Source organism: Pusillimonas sp. MFBS29 (assembly GCF_020687695.1).
Lineage (GTDB): Bacteria > Pseudomonadota > Gammaproteobacteria > Burkholderiales > Burkholderiaceae_B > Pusillimonas_C.
Genome location: NZ_JAJEWL010000004.1, coordinates 1 through 18,248, shown reverse-complemented (window position 1 = coordinate 18,248; position 18,248 = coordinate 1). Strand labels below are relative to the sequence as shown.

General features: G+C 60.1%; 17 protein-coding genes. 14 read left to right on the top strand and 3 right to left on the bottom strand.

The window, feature by feature from the left end; translation table 11 throughout:
• Nucleotides 1-3: 3 nt before the first annotated feature.
• The 5 genes from LKR43_RS07115 to LKR43_RS07095 all read left to right on the top strand — a co-directional run bounded on the left by LKR43_RS07115 (nt 4) and on the right by LKR43_RS07095 (nt 5,085).
• Nucleotides 4-939 carry an ABC transporter permease gene (locus LKR43_RS07115; RefSeq protein ID WP_227683356.1) on the top strand — a complete coding sequence of 312 codons (936 nt, stop codon included), beginning with the start codon at nt 4-6 and terminating at the stop codon, nt 937-939.
• Entirely contained in the window at nt 939-1,922 is a 984-nt protein-coding gene (locus LKR43_RS07110) for an ABC transporter ATP-binding protein (RefSeq protein WP_227683355.1), read from the top strand. Before LKR43_RS07115 ends, LKR43_RS07110 begins: the two co-directional genes overlap by 1 nt.
• Nucleotides 1,919-2,947 carry an ABC transporter ATP-binding protein gene (locus LKR43_RS07105; protein WP_227683354.1) on the top strand — a complete coding sequence of 343 codons (1,029 nt, stop codon included), beginning with the start codon at nt 1,919-1,921 and terminating at the stop codon, nt 2,945-2,947. The genes LKR43_RS07110 and LKR43_RS07105 overlap by 4 nt, the downstream gene beginning before the upstream one ends.
• On the top strand, nt 2,944-4,077 hold the full coding sequence (locus LKR43_RS07100) for a M20 family metallopeptidase (RefSeq protein ID WP_227683353.1): 1,134 nt from the start codon (nt 2,944-2,946) through the stop codon (nt 4,075-4,077). Before LKR43_RS07105 ends, LKR43_RS07100 begins: the two co-directional genes overlap by 4 nt.
• 108 nt (nt 4,078-4,185) lie before the next feature.
• Nucleotides 4,186-5,085, top strand: coding sequence for an SUMF1/EgtB/PvdO family nonheme iron enzyme (locus LKR43_RS07095; protein WP_227683352.1), 900 nt, complete (start codon nt 4,186-4,188; stop codon nt 5,083-5,085).
• Nucleotides 5,086-5,130: 45 nt separating this feature from the next.
• On the opposite strand, the gene LKR43_RS07090 is transcribed toward LKR43_RS07095, so the two are convergent.
• Nucleotides 5,131-5,847, bottom strand: coding sequence for a Crp/Fnr family transcriptional regulator (locus LKR43_RS07090; protein WP_227683351.1), 717 nt, complete (start codon nt 5,845-5,847; stop codon nt 5,131-5,133).
• A 243-nt stretch (nt 5,848-6,090) separates the two neighbouring features.
• Here LKR43_RS07090 and nirK point away from each other — a divergent pair, with 243 nt between their 5' ends.
• The 7 genes from nirK to LKR43_RS07055 all read left to right on the top strand — a co-directional run bounded on the left by nirK (nt 6,091) and on the right by LKR43_RS07055 (nt 14,060).
• Nucleotides 6,091-7,563 (top strand): copper-containing nitrite reductase, encoded by a 1,473-nt coding sequence (gene nirK, locus LKR43_RS07085; RefSeq protein ID WP_227683350.1) that lies wholly within the window; start codon nt 6,091-6,093, stop codon nt 7,561-7,563.
• Between the two features lie 193 nt (nt 7,564-7,756).
• Nucleotides 7,757-9,340, top strand: a complete 1,584-nt coding sequence (locus LKR43_RS07080; protein ID WP_370632081.1) for an ABC transporter substrate-binding protein — start codon at nt 7,757-7,759, stop codon at nt 9,338-9,340.
• Between the two features lie 16 nt (nt 9,341-9,356).
• A complete protein-coding gene (locus LKR43_RS07075) occupies nt 9,357-10,331 on the top strand; it encodes an ABC transporter permease (protein WP_227683348.1) in 975 nt (324 codons plus the stop codon).
• Complete coding sequence (locus LKR43_RS07070) at nt 10,328-11,206, top strand: ABC transporter permease (RefSeq protein ID WP_227683346.1); 879 nt, start codon at nt 10,328-10,330, stop codon at nt 11,204-11,206. The genes LKR43_RS07075 and LKR43_RS07070 overlap by 4 nt, the downstream gene beginning before the upstream one ends.
• 3 nt (nt 11,207-11,209) lie before the next feature.
• A complete protein-coding gene (locus LKR43_RS07065; protein WP_227683344.1) occupies nt 11,210-12,190 on the top strand; it encodes an ABC transporter ATP-binding protein in 981 nt (326 codons plus the stop codon).
• Nucleotides 12,187-13,203 carry an ABC transporter ATP-binding protein gene (locus tag LKR43_RS07060; protein WP_227683343.1) on the top strand — a complete coding sequence of 339 codons (1,017 nt, stop codon included), beginning with the start codon at nt 12,187-12,189 and terminating at the stop codon, nt 13,201-13,203. The genes LKR43_RS07065 and LKR43_RS07060 overlap by 4 nt, the downstream gene beginning before the upstream one ends.
• A complete protein-coding gene (locus tag LKR43_RS07055; protein WP_227683341.1) occupies nt 13,200-14,060 on the top strand; it encodes an N-formylglutamate amidohydrolase in 861 nt (286 codons plus the stop codon). The genes LKR43_RS07060 and LKR43_RS07055 overlap by 4 nt, the downstream gene beginning before the upstream one ends.
• An 18-nt stretch (nt 14,061-14,078) precedes the next feature.
• Here the strand turns inward: LKR43_RS07055 and LKR43_RS07050 are convergent, their stop codons facing one another.
• On the bottom strand, nt 14,079-15,092 hold the full coding sequence (locus LKR43_RS07050) for a C45 family peptidase (protein WP_227683339.1): 1,014 nt from the start codon (nt 15,090-15,092) through the stop codon (nt 14,079-14,081).
• Nucleotides 15,093-15,114: 22 nt separating this feature from the next.
• On the bottom strand, nt 15,115-16,008 hold the full coding sequence (locus tag LKR43_RS07045; RefSeq protein ID WP_227683338.1) for a MurR/RpiR family transcriptional regulator: 894 nt from the start codon (nt 16,006-16,008) through the stop codon (nt 15,115-15,117).
• A gap of 204 nt (nt 16,009-16,212) precedes the next feature.
• Here LKR43_RS07045 and LKR43_RS07040 point away from each other — a divergent pair, with 204 nt between their 5' ends.
• Together LKR43_RS07040 and LKR43_RS07035 are read left to right on the top strand one after the other, a co-directional pair.
• On the top strand, nt 16,213-17,538 hold the full coding sequence (locus LKR43_RS07040) for an aspartate aminotransferase family protein (protein ID WP_227683336.1): 1,326 nt from the start codon (nt 16,213-16,215) through the stop codon (nt 17,536-17,538).
• Nucleotides 17,539-17,570: 32 nt separating this feature from the next.
• Entirely contained in the window at nt 17,571-18,095 is a 525-nt protein-coding gene (locus tag LKR43_RS07035; RefSeq protein WP_227683335.1) for a carboxymuconolactone decarboxylase family protein, read from the top strand.
• The last annotated feature ends 153 nt before the right edge of the window (nt 18,096-18,248 follow it).

Here is an 18,248-nt window from a genome sequence, read left to right as displayed (position 1 = left end):
ATCATGACCAAATCTTCAACGACGCAGACACCCGACACGGCCCCGGTGGCGCGTGTTGCGCCTCTGCAGCAAACGCCCGGGCGTGCGCGCATGCTGCGCAAGCTGCGCGGCAAGCCTTCCACCAAGTATTCCCTGCTGGCCTTGGGCCTGCTGATTGTGCTGGTGATGGTGGCCCCCTTTCTTGCCCCGCAGAATCCTTACGATCTGCTGGCCCTGGACATCATGGATGGGCGCCTGCCGCCGGGCTCCACCAATTTCGATGGCTCCATAACTTACTGGCTGGGTACCGACTCGCAAGGTCGGGATATGCTCAGCGCGATTCTGTACGGCTTGCGCATCAGCCTGTTTGTAGGCCTGGGGGCAGTGCTGATCTCGGTGGCCATCGGCGTAACGCTGGGGCTGCTGGCGGCCTATCGCGGCGGCTGGCTCGATACCGTGATCATGCGCGCAGTAGACTTCATCCTGGGCTTTCCCACCATGCTGGTGGCGCTGGTGCTGCTGGCGGTGCTGGGCCGGGGCATAGACAAGGTCATCATCGCACTGGTGGTGGTGCAGTGGGCGCACTATGCGCGCATTATGCGTGGTCGCGCCTTGCAGGAACGCCGCAAGGAATACATAGAAGCCGCACAGAACCTGGGCTTTCCGGCCTGGCGTGTGATGCTGCTGCACCTGATGCCCAATTGCATCGCCCCGGTCATGGTGTTTGCCACCATACAGATCGCAACGGCCATCACGCTGGAAGCCACGCTTTCCTTCCTGGGCGTAGGGGTGCCGGTGACGCAGCCGTCGCTGGGTTTGCTGATTGCCAGTGGTTTTGAATACCTGATGTCAGGCGATTACTGGATCAGTATCTTCCCCGGTGTGGCGTTGTTGCTGCTGATTCTTTCCATCAATATCGCGGGCGATCGCCTGCGCGAAAGCCTGGACCCCCGACGCTGATGACTACCTCCCCTGTTTTATTGGATGTGCAGGGCCTGCAGACGGCCTTTCATACCGAGGCCGGCGCCTGGCTGGCTGTTGATGGTGTAGACCTGACCGTAAGACGCGGTGAAATCCTGGGTCTGGTCGGTGAGTCGGGTTCGGGCAAATCCGTGACCGGTTTTTCGCTGCTCGGCCTGATCGATGCGCCCGGTGAAGTGGTATCCGGTTCGGTGCGCTTCAAGGATCAGGAACTGCGCGGCCTGACGGAAGAGCAGATGCGCGCCTTGCGCGGCGACCGCATTGCGATGATCTTCCAGGATCCCCTGATGACGCTGAATCCGGTGCTCAGGGTAGGCGAGCAGATGGCTGAAGCCATCTACACTCACTACCCGCGCGTATCGCGTGAAGAAATTCGCGCCCGCTGCATCGAGGCCCTGGGCCAGGTGGGCATACCATCGCCTGAAAGCCGGCTGGACAATTATCCGCACGAGTTCTCGGGCGGCATGCGCCAGCGTGTGGCCATTGCGATTGCCATGCTGAACCGGCCCGAGCTGATCATTGCCGATGAGCCCACCACGGCACTGGACGTCACCATACAGGGCCAGATTCTGTTTGAAATGCAGAAGCTGTGCCGTGAACAGAATACAGCCATGATCTGGATCACGCATGATCTGGGCGTGGTGGCCGAGCTGGCCGACCAGGTTGCGGTGATGTATGCCGGACGCATAGTGGAGTACGGCAGCGTCGAGCAGGTGCTTGGCAATCCTTTGCATCCCTACACCAAGGGTCTGCTGGAATCCATGCCGGGCGCGACTGCGCCGGGTGCACGGCTCACGCAGATCGAAGGCATGGCACCCACGCTGACCAGCCGCGAGGCCGGCTGTCCCTTCCGTCCGCGCTGCACGCGCAGCGATGTGTTGTGCGGACAGAAGGCTCCCGACGTTACCCGGCGCGGTGAACGCCATTTCCGCTGCCATTTCCCGCTGGAGGTTCAGGCATGAGCGACGTACCCGTCATACAGTTGCAGGACCTGTACAAGCGTTTTAGCAAGAAGCCCGACCTGGCGCAGCGGCTGCTGGGACTGACCGGCCGCCCGGTCGAAAACCCGACCGTCCATGCCGTAAACGGCGTGGATCTGACCATACGCAAGGGCGAGGTTCTGGGTCTGGTGGGCGAGTCGGGCTGCGGCAAGTCAACGCTGGGCCGCATTCTGGCCGGTCTGATCAAACCCAGCCAGGGCCAGGTGATGTTCGACGGCCGCGATGCCGGCACCTTACGCGGCAAGGATCAGCTGGACTACACGCTGGGCGTGCAGATGATCTTCCAGGATCCGCAGGCATCGCTGAACCCCAAGCAGAAGCTGCATCAGATTCTGTCCGAGGCCATGCGTGTGCACAAGCTGGCACCACGCAAGGAAATGGCTGACCGTGTTGACCAGGCCCTGCTCGAGGTTGGCCTCGATCCCGAATACCGCAACCGCCTGCCGCACCAGATTTCCGGTGGACAGCGCCAGCGCATCGGCATCGCCCGCGCCCTGATGGTGCAGCCGCGCTTTCTGGTGTGCGATGAGCCCGTGGCGGCGCTGGACGTATCGATACAGGCACAGGTCATTAACCTGTTCATGGACCTGCGCGACCGACATGGTTTTACGTATCTGTTCATCAGCCACGACCTGGGTGTGGTGCGCCATATTTCCGATCGTGTGGCCATTATGTATTTGGGCAAGATTGTTGAGATCGCGCCCACCAGCGAGGTCTATGGACGTGCGGCGCACCCCTATACGCAGGCGCTGCTGGCTGAAATGCCCGACGTGTCGCGCCGCGGACGCAAGTTCATTCCCATCAAGGGTGAGATTCCTTCGCCGCTGGCGCCACCGCCGGGTTGTACATTTCATCCGCGCTGCCCGCATGCGACAGACATCTGCCGCCGGCAGGTACCCGAGCTGCGCACGATAGCGCCCGGCCACCAGGCCGCATGCCATCTGCTGCAGCAATCCGATCACAACAACGACAATGGAAGCATATGAGCCAACCTGATCACGACACGACGCCCTTGCTGGAAATGATAGAGCGCTGGGTACGCCTTGAGTCACCTTCCCACAGCGACGAAGCGCTGCAGGATATGGCGCAATTGATCGTCGCCGACGCGCGAGGCCTGGGCCTGAACGTCGATCTGCACGATCTGGGCAGCGCCGGTGCACCATTGGTGCATATTCATAACCGCGCGGCCGGTGACGACAGGCCAGGCATTCTGGTGCTGGGCCATTACGACACCGTGCATCCCGTGGGTATTCTGGAAAAGAACGCGCTGCGCCGCGAAGGCGACAAGCTGTACGGGCCCGGCATCTATGACATGAAAGCCGGCATTTGCCTGGCGCTGGTGGGCCTTGCCAAGGCGCAGCAGTCGGGCGGCACGGCCCTGCCGGTAGACCTGGTGATCCTGCCGGATGAAGAAACCGGCAGCCATCGCTCACGTACGGCTATCGAAGACTATGCGCGCAAATCGCGTTATGCCCTGGTTTGCGAGCCCGCAAGGGCCGATCGGGGGCGTTGCGTGACGGCGCGCAAGGGCACGGGTTTCATTACCGTCAAGGCGCACGGCCGCCCCGCGCACGCGGGCATGCAGCACCAGAAAGGGCGCAATGCCATCGAAGAAATTGCACATCAGGTGCTGGCCCTGCAGGCCATGACCGATTACGAGCGCGGCATTACGGTCAGCGTGGGCGTGGTCAAGGGCGGCACCACACCCAACGTGGTGCCTGAACACTGCGAAATCCGGGCCGATTTCCGCTTGCCTGATCCCGAGGCGGCCGATGAACTGCGTGCCAAGGTAAACGGCCTGCAGGCCCGTGTGCCCGACGTTGAGCTGGATGTGGTGTTTGAATTGAACCGGCCGCCTATGCCGCGTACCGAAGGCACGGTCGCCTTGCTGAAGCGCTGCCAGGCCTATGCCGCAGCCGCAGGCCTGGATCTGGACGAGGCGCCCATGACGGGTGGGGCCAGCGATGCCAACTTCACCGCGGCCCTGGGTCTGCCCACGCTGGATGGCCTGGGCGCCGACGGCGACGGTGCGCACACGCTTTACGAGCACATTCTGGTGTCCACGCTGGCCAGCCGCCAGCAGTTCTGGATCAACACCTTGCAGGCCCTGAACTAGGATACTGCCGGGCGGCGTCTTTGCGCTGCAACAAAGACGCCCGGGCGCATAGCGGGTTCAATAGAGGTGTAGCGCCGGCCCTGCCGGCCTGTACTTCAAGGTAAGAACATGCTTGCGCCCGCCAGAATCCTGTCCCGTACATTGTTTTATGCCGCCGTAGCCGCCCTGATGGCCGGCTGCGGCGCGGGCACCGACAAGGTGGCCGTCAATGCCGCCGATACGGCCGTTCCGGACGGCCTGGCGGCCATACCGGCGGGCGAGCTGCACTATTATCCGCCAGGGGAATACACCAAAGGCGGCTATCCCGTCAGCCCGCCGCTTGCGCAGGTCAATTTCGACAGCACCCTGTACATCATGCAGCGCCAGGTCAGCCAGGCCGAATTCGCCGCCTGCGTGCAGGCCAAGGCGTGCAAGCGCCTGGACAAAGACCAGCGCGACGCGGTCGATCCCAACCTGCCGGTGGTGGGCGTCAGCTGGCGCGATGCCACCGACTACGCCGCCTGGCTGTCCGGCGAAACCGGCCATCATTACCGCCTGCCCACCTTTGCCGAATGGGTGCATGCGGCCGGCCCGGGCTACAAGGAAGACATCTTGCTCGACACCTTCGATCCGGCTGATCCGGCCCAGCGCTGGCTGGCCGAATACAAGCTTGAAACGCAGCGCCAGACCGCGGTTGACGCGCAGTTGCGTCCATTTGGCGGTTTTGGCCAGAACGAGGCCGGCATGCAGGATATGGTGGGCAATGTGTGGGACTGGACCGACACCTGCCACAGCCGCTACAACCTGGACATCAGCGATACCGCCGGTGCTGCAGGCGGTACGCCTAATTGCGGCGTGCGCGTGGTGGCCGGCCCGCACCGCAGCGTAATTACCGATTTCATTCGCGACCCCAAGGGCGGGGCCTGCTCGGTGGGCATACCGCCCAGCAACCTGGGCTTCCGGCTGGTGCGCGACGACAGCGCCGATGCGGCCAAGCCCAGCCTGATGGAAAAGCTGGGTATGGGCTAGCCCCTGTTCGCACGATAGAGCGCGCTTCAGTGGTGCGAGCAGGCCTTAGCCGGGCGTTTTGATGGGGTGTGCGCCTTCGGCCAGCCGTATCAGTTCGTTTACGTCCAGCACCACGATGCGCTTGCGCCCGCTGCTGACCAGGCCGCGTTCTTTCCAGGCGCTGAGCAGGCGGCTGACCGTGTGCAGCGTGGTGCCGGTCATTTCGGCGATGTCTTGCCGCGTAATGGGGAAATTGATCAGTATGCCTTCATCGGTTTTTTCGCCCGATTCGTCGGTAAGACGCACGATGGCGCGCGCCACCCTTTGTTCGACTTCTTCGGTAGACAACTCGCGTATGCGCGAATGGGCGTCTTGAAGGCGCTGGCCAACGGTTTGCAGTGCATTGACGGCAAACAGCGGATTGCCGGAAATGAACTCGTCCCATTCCGCCGAAGGCCAGGCCAGCGCAATGCTTTCCTGGACGGCTACGGTTGTGGCCGGGTAGTGGCTGCGCTGCATAGCCCTGGCAATGCCGAAAACGTCGCCCGGATTAACGTAGCGCACAACGACTTGTTCGCCTTCGGGCGTGACCTGGACGACTTTCAGGTGGCCGTGCAGCAACACAAAAAACTGGGTAGCCGGTTCGCCCTGGTGAAAGGCTGCCTCGCCATCGGCCAGGCGGCATACCTGCGCGATTTCCAGGGCGGCATCGAGTGCAGCGTCGGGCATGGCCTTGAAAAAATCAAGCTTCTTGATCAACGACCGGCTTAGCTGTTTCGACATGTGGTTTTCCAGGGGCAGGTTGTAGGCGTTTAACCCTTGATTCTAGCATCGGGGCCTTGCGTTTTGTGGTCTAAATCATTGATTCCTAGCAATAGTTTGGGTCGGGCGGCCGAGCGTTGTATCTACGTATAAACCCCAGGAATCAGTCTCCGAGTTTGTGCTGCAACAAAGAAGGAAGTTGCGCGCAAGAGTCCAATAGAGCTGTAGACATTACTAAAGCAAGTGACTGAAGGGAGTAGCAAAATGAAAGCGTTGCGTCCAACCCTGTTAGCTGCAATGACCGCCTTGATGATGGGCGCCCCTGCCTGGGCTGCAGATCTGGCCGATAAACTCGAGCGCGTGAAAGTAGACCTGGTGGCTCCGCCCCTGGTGCACGCGCACACACAAAAGGCATCGGCCGAGCCCAAGGTGGTTGAGTTCACCATGGTCATCGAAGAAAAGAAAATCGTGATCGACGACAAGGGCACAACCTTGCAGGCCATGACCTTTAATGGATCCATGCCCGGCCCCACCATGGTGGTGCATGAAGGTGACTACGTCGAGATCACCCTGATCAATCCGGCCACCAACGCCATGCCGCACAACGTTGACTTCCACTCGGCAACGGGCGCCCTGGGCGGGGCCAAGCTTACCGACGTTGCTCCCGGCGAGCAGGCCACCATGCGCTTCAAGGCCGACCGCAGCGGGGTGTTCGTGTATCACTGTGCGCCTGAAGGCATGGTGCCCTGGCACGTGGTTTCGGGTATGAGCGGCACCATCATGGTGCTTCCGCGCGACGGCCTGAAAGATCCTGAAGGCAATGAGCTGAAGTACGATCGCGTCTATTCCATAGGCGAGTTCGACCTGTACATACCTAAGGACGAAAACGGTCAGTACAAAGACTATGCTTCGTTGGCCGACAGTTACTCCGACACCGTGGAAGCCATGCGCACGCTGATTCCCACGCACGTGGTCTTCAATGGCGGCGTCGGTGCCCTGACCGGTGAAGGCGCCATGAAAGCCAATGTGGGCGAAACCGTGCTGATGATTCACTCGCAGGCCAACCGCGACACCCGTCCTCACCTTATCGGTGGACACGGTGACTGGGTCTGGGAAACGGGCAAGTTCGACAACGAGCCTGAAAAGAACCTGGAAACCTGGTTCATCCGGGGTGGTTCGGCCGGGGCAGCCTTGTACACCTTCAAGCAGCCTGGTGTGTATGCCTACGTCAACCACAACCTGATCGAGGCTTTTGAACTGGGCGCCGCCGGCCACTTCGTGGTCGAGGGTAAATGGAATGACGACCTGATGAAACAAATCAAGGCAACGAGTCCCATCACCAAGGAAGCGGCTGCGTACGTTGAGGACTGGAGCAAGAAGATGGCCAGCGCCAAGCCAGCCCTCAAACCAGCTCCCAAAGCGGTCGCTGCCAAGGCAGAACCTGTAAAGCAAACGGCCAAGTCTGCGAAGCCCGCTGCCAAGAAAGTCGCGTCGACTCACCCTGACGGCGAGAAGTTGTACAAGTCGTCTTGCGTAGCCTGCCACAGCACCGGTGTAGCCAATGCACCCAAGCTGGGCGACAAGACGGCCTGGGCTCCGCTGGTCGAAAAGGGTCTGGACTCTGTCCTGGAAGTGGCCATCAAGGGCAAGGGTGCAATGCCTCCGCGAGGCGCCACTTCGGCCGATGATGCAACCCTGCGCGCTGCGGTGGAATACATGATGAGCAGCGTGCAGTAAATGCCCGGCGACATTCCGGTTGCATGGGGAAAATACTGATCATGTAAATCCGGCCGACTCGCTTACACTCGCCCCATGCCTCAAGCATGGGGCGTTTTTTTGTTGCGCCGCGCAGGTGTATGGCGTGCATGTTTTCGAGCAGTGTTTGGCTTACCCGTTTAATCAAATAAATAGCATAAAGGGCAGCACACTTATGAAACTGATTCACAAGACTATTCTTTTGTCGGCCATGGCGGCCTGCTTTATGGGGGCGGCAGGCATGGCGCAGGCACGCGACCTGACCATCGCCTTGCGTTCCGAGCCCAGCTCCATGGATCCGCAATTCCACTCGCTCACGCCGAATACCCAGTTGTCGGAAACCATGTTCGATCCGCTGGTCCGTACCGACGGCAATGCCAAGCCCGTGCCATCGCTGGCCGAATCCTGGACCGTAGATGGTGAGGTCTGGACCTTCAAGCTGCGCAAAGATGTCAAGTTTTCCGATGGCTCACCCTTTACTGCCGAAGATGTCATCTTCACCTACGACCGTGTGCCCAAGGTACCCAACAGCCCTTCGTCGTACTCGCTGTATTTAAGCAGTGTGGCCAAGGTCGAGGCCGCCGATCCACACACCATCAGGATCACCACCAAGGGTCCTTCGCCCGTGTTGCTGGCCAATCTGTCCATGGTGCCCATCATGTCGCACAAGGCGGCGGCCGGCCCGGCGCCTGAAGGCAAGACCACGGTCGAGCTGAATCGCGGCGATGGCCTGGTAGGTACCGGGCCATACAAATTCGTATCCTGGAAGCGTGGCGCCGAGATCGTCCTCGAGCGTAACGAGCACTACTGGGGCGACAAGCCCGACTGGGACAAGGTCACATACCGGCCCATTTCCAATTCGGCTGCCCGGGTTGCCGCCCTGCTGGCGGGTGATGTCGACGTAATCGAAGATCCACCCACCGACGATCTGCCACGGCTCAAGAACGACAAGAACCTGTACATACAGGAAACTCCTTCGGTGCGCGTGATCTACCTGGCGCTCAACCAAGGCGCAGAACCGCCGCCCGGCATGGAAGGCACCAACGGCAAGAACCCTCTGACCGACAAGCGGGTGCGCGAGGCCCTGTCGCTGGCTATAGATCGCAAGGCTGTCGTCGAGCGCATCATGGATGGCGTGGGTCTGCCTGCCGGCAACCTGCTGGCTTATCCGGCCTTTGGTACCTCGGAAAAACATTCCAAGGCTGAAGAGGTTGATGCAGAAAAGGCCAAGAAGCTGATGGCCGAAGCGGGTTACGCCGATGGCTTCACCATTACCCTGGGTTCGCCTGACGGCCGCTATACCAACGACAAGCGCATTGCGCAGGCCGTGGCTGCCATGTGGGCTCGCATAGGTGTCAAGACCAACGTCGAAACCATGGCGCCGCCCGTGTTCTTCAAGCAGCGTAATGCCTTTGCCTTCAGCACCTATCTGGCGGGCTGGGCAGCCAGTTCGGGTGAAATGCTTAACCCCCTGAAGTCCCTGGTCGTTACCAAGAACAAAGAGAAAGGTCTGGGTACCACCAACTGGAGCAAGTACTCGAACCCCGAGATGGACAAGGTCGTTGCCGAAGCCTCGGTCACACTGGATGACGACAAGCGTTCAGCCTTGCTGCAAAAGGCCGGCGACATGGTCATGGAAGACTACGGCATCCTGCCGTTGCAGTTCGAGCTTTCCGTCTGGGCCATGAAGAACGACATCCGCTATGGTGGCCGGGCCGACCAAATGACGCTGGCCCAAGACATGACGCTAGCCAAGTAAGCGGGTAGCGTAACCAGTGTTCGCGACCATTGTTCGTCGTCTGCTGCAAACGCTGGTCGTAGTGCTGGTCATGTCGGGTCTGGTGTTCGGCGGCCTTTATCTGGTCGGCGACCCGGTCGACATGCTGGCCAGCCCCGAAGCCACTGACGCTGAGCGCGAGCTCATACGTCAGAACTTCGGGCTCGACCTGCCGCTATGGCGGCAATACGCCATTTTCCTCAGTAAGGCGGTACACCTGGATTTCGGTGCCAGCTTCCTGACCGGTGAGTCGGCTATGCGCCTGATCCTCGAGCGCATGCCGGCCACGCTGGAGCTGGCCACCCTGGCCATGTTTCTGTCGTTGGTCATAGGTGTGCCTCTGGGCATTTACGCCGGCCTCAAGCCAGGCGGCAAGAGCGCGCGTGGCATTATGGCCGGGTCGGTGCTGGGATTCTCGCTGCCCAATTTCTGGGTGGGCCTGATGCTGATCATGCTGTTTGCCGTCATGCTGGGCTGGTTGCCGGCCGGCGGACGCGGGCCGGTTGAAAGCTATGGCCCCATACAGCTCAGCATCTTCAACTGGGAAGGCTTCAAGAATCTGATACTGCCGGCCTCAACCATTGCCGTAGCCAAGTGTGCGCTGATCATTCGCGTTACGCGAGCGGCCACGCGCGAGTGTCTGCCACTGGACTACATCAAGTTCGCCCGTGCCAAAGGCTTGTCCGAGCGGCGCGTGCTGGGCGTGCATTTGCTGAAAAATATCCTGATTCCCATCGTGACCATAGGCGGACTGGAATTTGGCCAGGTCTTTGCGTTTGCTGTGGTTACCGAAACGGTGTTTTCATGGCCGGGCATGGGCAAGCTGCTGATCGATTCCATCATCACCCTGGACAGACCTGTGGTGGTGGCCTATCTGATGCTGACCGTGGTGTTCCTGGCCATGCTTAATCTTATCGTTGATATTGCCTATACCGTGCTCGATCCGCGCGTACGCCTCGGAGGGAGCGCATGAAGGATAGCCAGCTCCGTATATTCATTGCACAGTTCTACGCCAGCAAGCTTGCGGTATTGGGTTTGCTGCTGCTGATGGTTTTTCTGCTGCTGGCGATTTTCGCGCCCTGGATAGCGCCGCAGAATCCTTTCGATATCGCCACCCTGGATATCTTCGATTCCAAGATGCCGCCCGGCAGCACCAATATGGACGAAAGCATGACCTACTGGCTGGGCACCGACGGGCAGGCGCGCGATGTGTTCTCGGCCATACTGTACGGCTTGCGCATCAGTCTGTTCGTGGGGTTTGTCTCGGTGTCGGTGGCGTTTCTGATCGGCGCCGCAGTGGGGCTGATTTCGGCGTACTTCGGCGGGCGTACCGATGCGCTGCTGATGCGCATCGTCGATATTCAGCTGTCCTTTCCATCCATTCTTCTGGCGCTGGTTCTGCTGGCGGTGCTGGGCAAAGGGGTAGACAAGGTCATCTACGCGCTGATCGCCGTGCAGTGGGCCTACTTTGCAAGGGCGGCACGCGGTGCGGCCATCGTCGAGCGCAACAAGGAATATGTCGAGGCCGCGCGCTGCATGTCGCTGTCGTGGCCGCGCATTCTGTGGCGCCATGTCTTCCCCAACTGTATTCCGCCGCTTATGGTCATTGCCACCATAGACCTGGCACACGCCATCGCGCTGGAAGCCACCTTGTCGTTCCTTGGCGTTGGCGTACCCGTTACCGAGCCTTCGCTGGGCATGCTGATTTCCAATGGTTTTGAGTTCATGATGTCGGGCAATTACTGGATTTCCTTCTTCCCGGGTATTGCGCTGGCGCTGGTGGTCATCGCCATCAATCTGGTGGGTGATCATCTGCGCGACATCCTTAACCCGCGCAACGAGATTTAGGCCATGACAGCAACTTCCTCTTTATTGCTGGATGTGCAGGGCCTTAAAACGTGGTTCCACACGCGTGCGGGTATCGTGAAGGCCGTTGACGGCGTGTCGCTGCAGCTGCAGCACGGCGAAATTCTGGGGCTGGTCGGCGAGTCGGGATCGGGCAAGAGCATTACCGGCTTTTCCCTGATGAAACTGGTCGACGAGCCGGGCCGCATGCAGGCCGAGCGCCTGTATTTCAACGGACAAGACCTGCAGTCCTTGCCCGACGAAGAATACCGCCGCTTGCGCGGGCGCGACATGGCCATGATCTTTCAGGATCCCATGATGACGCTCAATCCCACCTTGCGTGTGGATACCCAGATGATAGAAGCCATCAGGGCGCACAAGCGGGTCTCGCGCAAGGCGGCGCGCGATCGTGCCATACAGGTACTGGGCATGGTGGGCATTCCATCGCCGGCCGACAGGTTGCTGGTGTATCCGCATCAGTTATCGGGCGGCATGCGCCAGCGCATTGCGATTGCCATTGCCTTGCTGAATGAGCCCAGGCTCATTATTGCCGACGAGCCCACTACGGCACTGGACGTCACCATACAGGGCCAGATTCTGTACGAAGTACAAAAGCTGTGCCGTGAACTGGGTACTGCACTGATCTGGATTACCCACGATCTTGCCATCGTGTCCGGATTGGCGGACCGCCTGGCGGTGATGTATGCCGGTCGTATTGTTGAAACCGGCCCGACAGGGCAGATCATCGGGGGCGCACAACATCCTTACACGCATGGTCTGATTTCTTCCATACCGTCGGTCGACACGCGTGGTAAGGACCTGTTCCAGATACCCGGCTCTACGCCTTCCTTGCTGGATCTGCCTCCCGGCTGTCCCTTCCAGGCGCGTTGCTATCGCGCCAGCCTGCAGTGCGTGAATCCGCCTGTGCTCGAAGAGACTGCACCGGGACACTGGGTCAGCTGCTGGCACAAGGGGGAACAGGCATGAGCGATACCGAAATGATCTTAAGCCTGAAAGATGTGCAGCGCCGCTACAGCCAGCCGGTAGATTTTGTTGAGCGGATCGGGCGGCTGATCAAGGGCGGCGGTCCTCCCCGTTCCGTTCTGGCCGTGGCCGGGGTTGACCTGAACATCCGGGCCGGCGAGGTTATAGGACTGGTGGGTGAGTCGGGCTGCGGCAAGTCAACCCTGGGTCGCATGCTGACCGGCATTTTGCCGCCCACCGGCGGCCAGGTGCTGTACAAGGGCGTGCCCGTCGAAACCTTGTCCGGTGCGCGCCGGCGCGAGTACGAACTGGGCGTGCAGATGATTTTCCAGGATCCTTTCTCGTCATTGAATCCGCGCATGCGCGTACTGGACATCATCGGTGAAGGTCCCGTGGCGCACGGCCTGATCAAGCGCGCAGACAAAGAGTCCTACGTGACCGGACTAATGCAGAAAGTGGGTCTGGACCCGGACTATCGCTTTCGCTACCCGCACCAGTTCTCGGGTGGTCAGCGTCAGCGCATAGGCGTGGCGCGGGCGCTTGCCCTGAAGCCATCGGTCATTGTGTGTGACGAGGCCGTGGCCGCGCTTGATGTATCCATTCAGGCCCAGGTGCTGAACCTGTTTATAAAATTGCGCCAGGAATTCGACCTGACCTATATTTTCATCAGCCACAACCTGGGCGTGGTCAGCCATATTTCCGACCGTGTGGCCATCATGTATCTGGGCCGCATCGTCGAGCTGGCCGATACCGACACCATCTTCAGCCGTGCCAATCATCCGTATACGCAGGCCCTGATCAAGGAACTGCCCGTGCTGCGCACCGGAAGGCGCCAGTTTGATCCCATCAAGGGCGAACTGCCTTCGCCCATAGACCCGCCTTCGGGTTGCCCATTTCACCCGCGTTGTCCCAAGGTCATGGATCGGTGCAAGGTGGAACGTCCCTTGCTACGCGCCATCCATACGGGCACTGTCGAACACCTGAGCGCCTGTCACTTGAACCAGGAGACACCATGAAATTTGCCGACTCGGATTTTGCGCCTTACGAGCTGTCGTTACCCACCAGCACTGCCATTCCGCTGGTATGTGATTCGCCTCATAGCGGTACCTGCTATCCGGCCGATTTTCAGTTCAGCATACCGGTCTCTGAGCTGCGCTCTGCAGAAGATACCTACGTGCACGAACTGTGGCGGGCCATACCGTCGGCAGGTGGCGTTTTGCTGGCTGCCAACTTCCCGCGTTCCTATATCGATCCCAATCGCGATGTCGATGATATCGATCCTAATATTCTGGCCGAACCCTGGCCCACAGACCTGCATCCTACCGAGAAATCCAGGCTGGGCCACGGACTGATCTGGACCAAGGGACGCACCCAGCCCATTTACGATCACAAGCTCTGGGTTTCCGAGGTCGAGAGCCGCATCGCCGACTACCATCAGCCTTATCACGAAGCCCTGGGCCGGCAAATCGAGGCCGCCCATGAGAAGTTTGGTGTGGTCTGGCATCTGAACCTGCACTCCATGCCGTCCAACTCATACGAAATTCTGGAGATTGCCAGTGACAAGCCGCTGGCTGATTTTGTGCTGGGCGATCGTGACGGCACGACCTGCGATCCCACTTTTATCGGCGTAATTGAAGACTTCCTGGTTGAGCGCGGTTACACCGTCGCACGCAACGATCCCTTCAAGGGTGTGGCGCTGATTGCACGCATGGGCCGGCCGCAAGAAAACCGGCACAGCCTGCAGATAGAAGTAAACCGGGCCCTTTATATGGGCGAGACCGATTACGGGAAAAGCGCCAACTTCGAGAAGCTGCAGAACGATCTGACCGATCTGAGTGCAGCCGTGGCCGAGTTTGTCAGGAATTCGATCTAGCGCCTGCGCCTGGCACGCCTAAACCAGACTGGCGTCCGTCAGGCGATACCGGGGCGGTTCGCCCGGTTGTTCGTACACACACCAGTCGACCTGGCCGGCACCTATGTGCAGATCGGCGGTGGCCATGGTGTTCTCGTTATCGCTGTCGTCGGGGGCGTTGCGATAAATCGGAAATACCTTGTTTTCCTGATCGGCCAGAATCCGCAAAGGATCATTCACCCCCTGGGCCAGCAGGGCATTGCCGCGCTCCTGGCGGTAGCGCGATGAATCGGTGATCAGCTGCGCATGATCGCGCATGAATGGGTGGATCAGGTGATTGGCGTGCAGCGCGGGCTTGGTCAGTGTAAAGGTTGATACGCCCAGCGCATTGAATTCCACCGTGTACAGATCGGGCTGGCCGCTTTGTGCCAGGCTCAGGTGAAAACCGCCGGACTTGGCCGTGCTGCGCAGCAGTGTCAGGGCGTTTTCAAGACGCGTCTGGTTCAGGATGGCGCGCGTGATAACCATACGGGGAACGCCGGCTGTGATCTGACGCGAGCGCAGGTTATTGACCGTCATGGCCAGACCGTGCGCAGTCACCGCAAATGTGTGTCCGGGGATAGAAGCAGGGTACAGGAACGACGCAAACGCCGGCCCGTTGTCGGGCCTGAACAGGCCCAGGCCGCAATGCCCGGCAAACCCCGGATCGCCATCTTCGTTGTGAGTGATGCGCGGCTGCCGGCCCGGCAACTGCACGGTGGTGCAGCCATCGGGAGGCATGGACCACAGGTCACCCCGGCAATTCCACAGGAAAACATCTTCAAAGGGCAGTTCCAGACCGCTGGCCAGCCCTTCGAGTTCCTGGCGTATTTGCGGGAAATGGGCATCGACCAGAGCCAGCATGGAGGCGGCTGCATCGCTGCCACGCCATGCCATGACGCTGGCCCATGACTCGGAATGGATCAGGTAATCATGAGCCGCCGGGGCGCCGAATTTGCCCAGGGTGCTGCCCACGCTGAACGGTGAGCCGGATAGTTCAACCAGTGACAACATGTTGTATTCCTTGCCAGATAAATTATAGGTAGGCGCCGGTTTGGTGCAGTTGTTCCTCGGCGGCCTCGATACGTTTGATGGCTTGCTTGCCTGCCTTGGTCAGCAACTGCTCTATGAGCAACTCTATCAGAGCCGTCGCGGCCGTGCTGGAGGGAAAGAAAGAGGGCGTGTCGGTGGAAAACAGCAGCACGCAGTCGGCATTCAAGGCGATGGGGGCGACGGCACTGTCGCAAATGGCCAGCACGCGGCTGCCGGCCTGCTGTGCGGCCTGTGCTACCCGCAATGCCTCGCGCGAATAAGGTGCGAAGCCGACCAGCACGACCGTGTCGTCCTTGCCCAAGGCGCGCAGCTCCATTTCCAGGGTGCCGGCATCACCACGCAGCAGTGTGACGGAAGTACGGAACAGACGATATTGGTACTGGAACAGGAAAGCCGACGCAAATGATGCCCGAAAGCCTGCCACATACACCTGCCGTGCGCGCGACAACAGTTGCAGCGCTGCGGGCAGGCGCTCGGCGTTATTGGCCTGAATGCGGTGGATATTGTCGGACTGGGCCTCAACGGCGCGGCTCAAGGCATTGCCCGTACGCCTGCCATGCTGCAGCCTGCGTGCCCGGTCGGCGTAGCGCTCGGGACCACGCTGCAATGATCGCACGAAAACATCTTTCAGTTCCTGCCAGCCCTCATAGCCCAGCGACTTGGCCAGACGAACCAGTGTGGCAGGCTGCACACCCGCCTGCCCGGCAATCTTGCGCATCGAGGCCAGCGGGATCTCGAGCGGAAACTCCAGCAGATGGCGGGCGCCCACCTGGAATTGGGGCGTCATCTGCGCAAAGTCGCGCTGGATGCGGGCCGTGAGGGCTTCCAGGCTGGCGGGAGCGGCGTCTTTTACAGACCGGGATGAGGACTTGGGCATAGCGTAGCCTTGCATCAAAGGATGGGTGCGGGCCGGCCCGGGTGTCAGGAAACTGCAACGTACCCGGGCGCGGTCAGCGAAGCATGACCCGATTATATTGATTTATTTGTTGAAGAGTATATGATTTGAGAAACAAGTGTTGAATTTTGCCTGTCGCGTCATGCGCAGCCACATTCATCCACCACTTTCCATTCAGGGCCCGTCATGTCACATGTATTTCATCGCAATCCCAAGCAGCACCTTGCCTTTGCCGTGCGCGGCCAGGGCATAGAGCTGTTCGACCAGGACAACAAATCGTATATCGATGCTTCAGGCGGAGCGGCGGTTTCCTGCTTGGGTCACGGGCATCCCGTGGTGATACAGGCCATCAAGAACCAGCTCGATGAAATGGCCTATGCACATTCGTCCTTCTTCACCACGCGGGCAGCCGAAGATCTGGCCGATTTCCTGGCCGAGCGCGCGCCCGGCGACCTGAATCATATTTACTTTCTGTCGGGTGGCTCCGAAGCGGTCGAGGCGGCATTGAAGCTGGCGCGCCAGTACTTTGTCGAAATCGGTCAGCCCACGCGGCGCCATTTCATTGCACGCCGCCAAAGCTACCACGGCAATACGCTGGGGGCCCTGGCCATAGGCGGCAATGCATGGCGGCGCGAGCCCTTTCTGCCGCTGCTGGTGCCAGCGCATCATGTGTCGCCTTGCTATCCCTATCGCGATCAGCGTGCCGACGAAACACAAGAGCAGTATGCCGAGCGCCTGGCCCTCGAGCTCGATCAGCAAATACAGACTCTGGGCGCCGAGAACGTGGCCGCCTTCGTGGCAGAAACCGTCGTGGGCGCCACGGCAGGAGCACTGGCTCCGGTCAATGCCTACCTGCAACGGGTACGCGAGGTTTGCGACCGCCATGGCGTGTTGTTGATACTGGACGAGGTCATGTCCGGCATGGGGCGCACAGGCCATTTGTTTGCCTGCGCCGAAGATGGCGTAGTGCCCGATATCATCACTATCGCAAAGGGCCTGGGCGCGGGCTACCAGCCCATAGGCGCCATGGTGGCCAGCAGCCGCATCTACGACGCGATTGTGGCGGGCAGCGGCTTCTTCCAGCACGGGCATACCTATATGGGTCATGCCACGGCCTGCGCGGCAGCGCTGGCGGTTCAGCGCGTGATCGAGCAGGACAAACTGCTCGACAATGTGCAGCAGCGGGGCGAGCAGTTACGTGCCGAGCTGCGCAGTGTGCTGGGCGATCATCCGAATGTGGGCGATATCCGTGGCCGCGGCCTGTTTGTGGGTGTGGAGTTCGTGCAGGACAAGGCCAGCAAGGCTACGCTGGATCCAGCGCAAAAGACGCATGCGAAGCTGAAGCAGCAAGCGATGCAAAATGGGCTGCTGATGTACCCTATGGGCGGCACGATCGATGGTGTGCGTGGCGATCATGTGTTGCTGGCGCCGCCGTTTATTTGCAAGCCGTCTGATATCACCGAGATTGTTTCGCGCTTTGTTCGCACGGTTAATCAAGTGCTGCCGGTTTAGTTGCCGGCGCAGTCATTGTTCAAGGAAGCCCTATGGCCCGTTTACCTTATGCCGATCTGACGCATCCCGAGGTCAGTCCGTTGGTCGAGCAGATTGTCGCGGAGCGCGGCAGTGTGTTGCATTTGTACCAGATGTTGTTGCAGAGTCCGCCGGTTGCGCGTGGCTGGCTGAATCATCTTACGGGCATACGTCATCATAATTCGCTGGATGGTGCTCTGCGTGAGATGGTGATTATGCAGATTGCGCATTTGAATGGTGCGCCTTACGAGGCTGATCAGCATGCGCCGATTGCGCTGAAGGAGGGGATGTCGCAGGCTCAGCTTGATGCTTTGCCGCATTGGCAGGATTCGGATTTGTTCAGCGATAAGGAAAGGGCGGTGTTGGCCTATACCGACAGTATGACGCGGCAGGTGCAGGTGCCTGATGCGGTGTTTGATGCGGTCCGGCCGTTTTTTGAGCCGCGGCAGTTGGTGGAGCTGACGGCTACGATTGCTACTTACAACATGGTTTCACGGTTTCTGGAGGCGCTGCAGATTCATTCGCATGATGAGCGGTGAGTGTGCTTGGCTTCTTTCTAACGTACGGTATTTTCCCCTGGGATATTTCGCCTTTCTAAAGAAAGGCATGTGTGGGTGGGGCCGCTCCGGCTTCACGCGCTACGACCCCGGCTGCCGCCGGGGTTTCCCGATTCAGGGTGGGATGGCGAGGCG